Raw genomic sequence first — 6416 nt, 5'->3', positions numbered from 1 at the left:
GGCAATAAAAATAACGAAGTATCAAGGCGAAAAATCACCCCTCAGAGTGTAAATTTATTTTTGAACAATTCCTAAGACCAAGCTTTACACTTTTATTTTTAACAGTTCAGCAAAAGTGTATCAACGGAAGTTGATTATCAATTAAAACCCTACTTGATGAACCATATAAAATCATAAAGCAATGAAACCATTTAAAAAAAACCGGCTTTTTGTGTAGATTTACACCTACTTTAATCAAGCAATTAATCAACAAAAAAGATATATGTCAAATCTACCCGTAGAAATAGAAGCCAAAGTAGAACAATGGCTATTGGGCAATTACGACGAAACCACTAAAAATATCCTTAAAAACCTCAAAGAACAAAACGATACTACCACCCTGGTCGATGCTTTTTACAAAGACCTTGAGTTTGGTACAGGTGGTTTGCGTGGCATTATGGGGGTTGGTTCTAACCGAATCAATAAATACACCATAGGCATGGCTACCCAAGGGCTTGCCAACTACTTACTACAGTGTTTCCCTGACGAAACCATCAAGGTGGCCATTGCACATGACAGCCGCAACCAAAGCGACTACTTTGCTCAAATCACCGCCCACGTGTTTTCAGCCAATGGCATAGAAGTTTATTTCTTCGACCAACTCCGCCCTACTCCAGAGCTTTCTTTTGCTATACGTCATTTGGGTTGCAAAAGTGGAGTCGTGCTTACTGCTTCGCACAACCCCAAAGAGTACAACGGCTACAAAGCCTACTGGACTGATGGGGCGCAATTGGTAGCACCCCACGACAAAAATGTGATTGCTGAGGTACAAAAAATTCAAGTAGATGATATAAAGTTTGCCAAGGACGACAGTAAAATTCACGTCATTGGCAAAGATATAGACGAAGTGTATTTAGACAAAATCAAGGCGCTGTCTATTTCGCCCGAAGCCATTAAAAAACAGTCGGATATAAAAATTGTATATACACCTATTCACGGTACAGGTGTGGTATTGGTGCCCCAGATTTTAGAAAAAATGGGCTTTACCAATGTACACGTGCTCGAAGCCCAGGCTACACCCGATGGAAACTTTCCGACGGTAGTATACCCCAACCCCGAAGAAGCCGAAGCCTTGACCCTGGCACTTGCCAAAGCCAAAGAGCTAGACGCTGACCTGGTAATGGCTACTGACCCTGACACCGACCGGGTAGGCATTGCGCTTAAAAATCACCACAACGAGTGGCAGCTCATCAACGGCAATCAAACTGGAGCTTTGTTGGTACATTATCTGCTAGACGCGCTCAAGAACAAACAACAACTAGAAGACAAACACTATATAGTAAAAACTATAGTAACTACCGAACTGATAGACACGATGGCGGCTAGTTATGGGGTAGATTGTTTCAATACACTGACAGGTTTCAAGCACATTGCCAGCATCATTCGCGAGCTCGAAGGCAAACGCAAGTTTATTGGGGGGGGTGAAGAAAGCTACGGCTACATGATTGGCGATTTTGTGCGCGACAAAGACGCGGTGGCTTCTTGTGCTTTTCTTGCCGAAATGACCGCCGTGGCTAAAGACCAAGGCAAAACCTTATTTGATCAATTGATTGACATTTACCTGGAGCATGGTTTTTACCTTGAAGATTTGGTGTCTATCAAAAAAGAAGGCAAGGCAGGCGCTGATGCCATCAAACAAATGATGGAAGACTTTCGTCTAAACCCACCTCAATCGTTGGCGGGCAGCGAGGTAATAACGCTCAAAGATTACCAAAGCCGTACCGAAACCAATTTGCAAACGGGGGCTACCCGTCCTATAGACTTGCCCGTGTCTAATGTATTACAGTTTTTTACGGCAGATGGCTCCAAAGTATCGGCTCGTCCATCGGGCACCGAACCCAAAATCAAATTTTATTTTGGGGTAAAAACCACCCTTGAGAATAGGGAGGCTTTTGACGAGGTACACGCCCAATTAAAAGCCAAAATTGAGGCTATCAAGGCTGACTTGAATCTTTAATTGGCTTTTAGAGCTTGTTTAAAATTAGCCTTAAACAAGCTCTTAATAACATGGCTTAAAGCCTATTTCAAAACCGTACACTAATTTTTACCTGCAAAGATTTGCTTTTTATCAGGTATCAAAAGTGTTTGAATAGCAACTTCTTTCTTTCCGCCTTAGTTTGTTAGCGTAAAGTTGAAAATCCCGAACTTGCCTTCGGGGAAATTTAAGTAATGAAGCCGTTAAAAAATGATCACTGAGCGAGGCACGAGCGAATGTTTGAGCATTTTAGGCGTAATGGATTAAATTTTAGCGATCAAACTACAGCGGCGGTGCTTGAACTCTCCGAGAGCAAGCTCGGAGCTGCGAGCCGAACTTGATTCGGAGGGTTTTGGTTCCTTTTGACCTGAAGCAAAAGGAACGGCTGTTGGAGTATACGAAACTCCGTTTTTATTCCAAAATCCAGTAGATTAGCAGTCATTTTTATCCTATAAGACTGTCTTAAAAATCAAGCATTAGTTAATATAAAAAAGTGTACGGCTTCAAAAAGCCTATTATAATTTTTGTAAAACTCCTATAACACGGGGGGCAAACTTGAAGCTTATCGCTAAAAGCTTGCACCTCTTAGGTTTTTCAATTCCTCTCTCCTCCCCTTTACCAAACAAATCTGACATATCGAAGCATCTCTGGGATGGGTAAACAATTGGCGTAAAGCCAAAGTAGTAAGGCTCCCCTCCGATGCATTTGTCTCGCCCAAGGTGTGTATTTCTTCGCCGTAAAATGTCATTGCCAAGAGCGTTTCTTCGGGAACAAGCACTAAATCCAGTATCAGTTCCAGTGGGTTTTCTGAAGTTACCTCCTCTATATTTTGCAGTTGAGTTAAGGTAAGCACATGTAGCTTTTGTCCAGTAGTGAGTAAGTTTATGGGGTAACATTGGCGTTGCCTCAAGGCATTGAGGAGGGTTTCGGCGGGTTCTTTTCTTATTTGGCTAAAAGCCGACTCAAGGCACAGCCAACCACTCAAGGCACTATGCCCTTTGACAGTTATGATGCTTTCGGGCGGCTGAAACTCTTGTCCTGGATTGGGGGTGATTTCCATTAATTCTTTGACCAGCTTTAGGCTTACTCGCTGGGTAAACCAGTCGTTTTTTACTTGAGGGTTTCGTGTAAACTTGCTTCGAGAAGCCAGCCCCCTGCTGTCCCCTTTGTGTACCACATCGTGCCCCAGTTTAAGCCCGGATTGAGTCAGTACAAAGTCGGTGATTTGGTCGGTACTTACAATGAGCAAGTAGGTATACCAGGCTTCGTACTTGTTTTGGTCTATGCGTACATTTACCCTACACTTGTTTTTGATGCTAAAATCTCCTGCGTTTTCAGCAGAGAGGTTATGCAACACCTCTACGGCAAAGTCTTGCGACAAACCTATCAGGCTAAAGTACATAGTTTGCTTTAATTGACTGTGTACCTCCAGGCTTATTTGTACCAACTTGGCACTATACAAAGTGGTGTTAGGTGGGTGGGTTACTTCCTCAGCACGCTGATGCTCTTTTAATACCAACTTTGCCAAATCAGGGGTTAACTTTGGGGCAGGATTTTGCAGCTCAAGCCACCTTTTCCAGTTGGCCACAGTTTTCATTACGTCTACCATATAGTAGAGATCGGCACCACCCAAACCCTTGATACCCTGCAATTTCAAACCACTGAGCCCGTCAAATAAATGGGCTTGGTTGGGCAGGCATTCTAACCTATACAAAGCTTTAGGCAAGTCTTGGTGCAGCCTCACCAACGCCGACCTACTTGCCTGCAAGGTAGCCTCTACCAGCTCTTGAGTAGGCACATGCCCAGCAATGCCTATTGCCAATGGTGCTACTGCAATATGACTGATTTGCCCCACATAACGGTTTGCTTCATCTGGAGCAAAGTCCTGCCATTCTATCGCGCTTTTTTGGGGTTGCACTTCCGTGATAATGCCCTTGCCCAATACCTCTTCGGGGTTATCTTCGGCGTATACATCCAAGGTAGTAGGTTGCGCTACATCAGTAGCAACCCCCTGAATAGCCCCCAGGTTCATCCACCATTGCCCATCGAGAAAATAAATATTTTGCTTAAGTACATTTTCTATAGGTTGATGGGTCAAAAACTGCCGCATAGTGTTGAACCCCCTATATGCTGTAGTGCCCGGAGTTTGGCTAAAGCCCCATTGTTGCAGGTAAATACGCGCCAGGTCAAACACCGTGGCATAGTCGGCAGTAGGGTCTTGCAACGCCTCCAGCAATGCGCTACTAAATGCCCCCGTTCTGTGGCGGGTTTCCTGGGCTAACTCGTACTCGGTACACGCCGACATGACCAAATGTGGTACTATGGGTATCTCTAGCTGCCCAGTGTGATGCAACATTTGGCTATAATGCCCCTCCAGGTAACTGTCCAGGCTACGATTATTGCCCTCTTTTTCTACTTGTCGACTTGCTTGCCTGAGCAAATCGCCCTCACCACGCGTAATTCCCCCTGAATGGCAAGCATCTATGCTCAGTACCAGGTCTGCCTTAGTGGGGACAAGCTCTTGCAACAACACTGCCAGCTCTTTGTTGGCAAAGTCTAGCCCACCAGCTGCCCTGCTATCAGCCAATACCAGCGTCTGGTTTTTATGATTGGGAGCATATTGCCAAAACTCTTGGGGGGCGTTTTCACGCGAACCATGTCCGCTGTAATGAAAAAATATAGTGTCGCCTGCTTTGGCTTTGTTTAAGTGGGTTCTAAACGCTTTGATCACCTCAGCACGGTTTGCCTCAGCATCGGTAAGGCACCTAATGTGAGTATCGGGCACTTTGTATTGTGTGGTGAGCAGGTCGTATATATTTTGTACATCTTGCACGCATCCTTTCAAATTGCTTACTCCATCAGGGTATTGGTTGATGCCCACCAACAGGGCAATGATTTGATGAGCCATTAGGTTTAATTTTTTGGTTGGGTAATTGTCAATAGTTCACAGTGCAATGCTGTTTTCTTCAACCAACATTTAGCCATTGGATTTAGCCTGTCTCAGATGGCTCACGCGTTTGTTTTTTTTTAATGTACAAAGCTTAAGGAAACAGCATTGGTCTAAAGTCAGTCGACAGCCTTGACTGGGGCAAGCTACCAGCTTCAGTTTGTTTCTGTTGCAGCCATTGACTTTCCCTTGCCCCTGCTGCTACAAGTATAACCATTTGCCCACAATTAAACCATAGGCAAGCAGTGGTTTTTGTTGAAGATACGAAAAAACGCAACAGGCACGATATATCGTAAAAAAATCAATGATTCACTTTTTTAAAATGGGTGGAAAACACGAAATATTTAAATTTATACCACTGTATATCAGGTATTTACGAATTACTTTTTAAGTAGTGCATTTTTTGGTATTTGGTTTGAATAAATAGTAATCAAAGATATTTAATAAGCTTTGTGGTTAGGAAAAAAAAACGAGATGGTATTGCCATCTCGTTTTTTGCTGAAGGGCTTGTTTATCCCCCAAATCAAGTCCGGAATTATCTTTGGTTGCCTCTCCCTTTTTACCATACAATTTCATCCACTTACTCTGCTGATGGTGACACCTCGTCAAGGCTTACCAAAGTCAAATGGTTTTTGTCTAAACACATCTCAAAAGTTCGACAAGTTTCTGCGGCACCATCGGTACTATAAGTCCACGTTACATCTACCAATATAGTATCTTCTACGAGCTTTGCCTTCCAATCCATGTTTTGCACAAGCGTGGTGTACTCGCCCAAAGGGATTTTTTTTTGTAACGTTTGCCCTATAGTTTTGCGTACTTGCTGCCCAGTAACGGCTGCAAATCCCGGAAAATCTTTTTCCAATGGGGTACGCTTTACTTTATAGAGTTGTTCTACATATTGTTTAGGTTTTTTATTGCCTTTAGTATAGCCATAATATAACCATTCGTCGGTGCGAAAATAGATCTCCCAATTATACCCCAACACCTTCTTCAGACGGTTTTCCATGCGACGTTGAAAAAACTCCTGAACAGTATTTTCCTCAGCAGTTTCGAGATGACGCCCCACCCGTACATCGGATACGAGCGTCTTTTTTTGAAAAAAATTAAACATAGGTGCGAAGGTAATGTTTTTTGGCGATGATTGGCTTTTGTTTGACTGTTTGTAGGGAGCCTTTAGCTTTTTCTTGAGCTACGCTGGGTTGAGCCTTTGGCTTTTAGCTTTAGTTTGGCTGTTTGTAGGGGGCTTTTAGCCTTTGCTTGAGCTACGATGAGCTTTTAGCCTTTAGCTTTTTCTTGAGCTGCGCTGAGTTTTTAGCCTTTAGCCTTTGTTTGGCTGTTTGTAGGGGGCTTTTAGCCTTTGCTTGAGCTACGATTAGCCTTTAGCCTTTAGCTTTTTCTTGAGCTGCGCTGAGTTTTTAGCCTTTAGCCTTTGTTTGGCTGTTTGTAGGGGGCTTT

At 43.5% G+C, this 6416-nt stretch carries 3 protein-coding genes; 1 reads left to right on the top strand and 2 read right to left on the bottom strand.

Features of this window, described 5'->3' with window-relative positions:
• Positions 1 to 262: 262 nt before the first annotated feature.
• The gene (locus Q0954_RS32235; protein WP_299465575.1) at positions 263 to 1996 is read left to right on the top strand and encodes a phospho-sugar mutase; all 1734 of its coding nucleotides are present in this window, start codon (positions 263 to 265) and stop codon (positions 1994 to 1996) included.
• A 586-nt stretch (positions 1997 to 2582) separates the two neighbouring features.
• Here Q0954_RS32235 and Q0954_RS32230 read toward each other — a convergent pair.
• On the bottom strand, positions 2583 to 4922 hold the full coding sequence (locus tag Q0954_RS32230) for a caspase family protein (protein ID WP_299465572.1): 2340 nt from the start codon (positions 4920 to 4922) through the stop codon (positions 2583 to 2585).
• A gap of 619 nt (positions 4923 to 5541) precedes the next feature.
• Entirely contained in the window at positions 5542 to 6072 is a 531-nt protein-coding gene (locus Q0954_RS32225; RefSeq protein WP_299465569.1) for a hypothetical protein, read from the bottom strand.
• Positions 6073 to 6416 lie beyond the last annotated feature (344 nt).

This window comes from uncultured Microscilla sp., from assembly GCF_947493425.1.
GTDB lineage: Bacteria > Bacteroidota > Bacteroidia > Cytophagales > Microscillaceae > Microscilla.
The sequence above is the reverse complement of the archived record's forward strand: the minus strand, read 5'-3'. Positions and strand labels throughout refer to the sequence as shown.

What these genes read in the sequence shown, in the direction of transcription:
- Q0954_RS32230 (WP_299465572.1), bottom strand. Translation starts at nt 4,922, where the DNA reads ATGGCTCATCAAATCATTGCCCTGTTGGTGGGCATCAACCAATACCCT.
- Q0954_RS32225 (WP_299465569.1), bottom strand. Translation starts at nt 6,072, where the DNA reads ATGTTTAATTTTTTTCAAAAAAAGACGCTCGTATCCGATGTACGGGTG.
- Q0954_RS32235 (WP_299465575.1), top strand. Translation starts at nt 263, where the DNA reads ATGTCAAATCTACCCGTAGAAATAGAAGCCAAAGTAGAACAATGGCTA.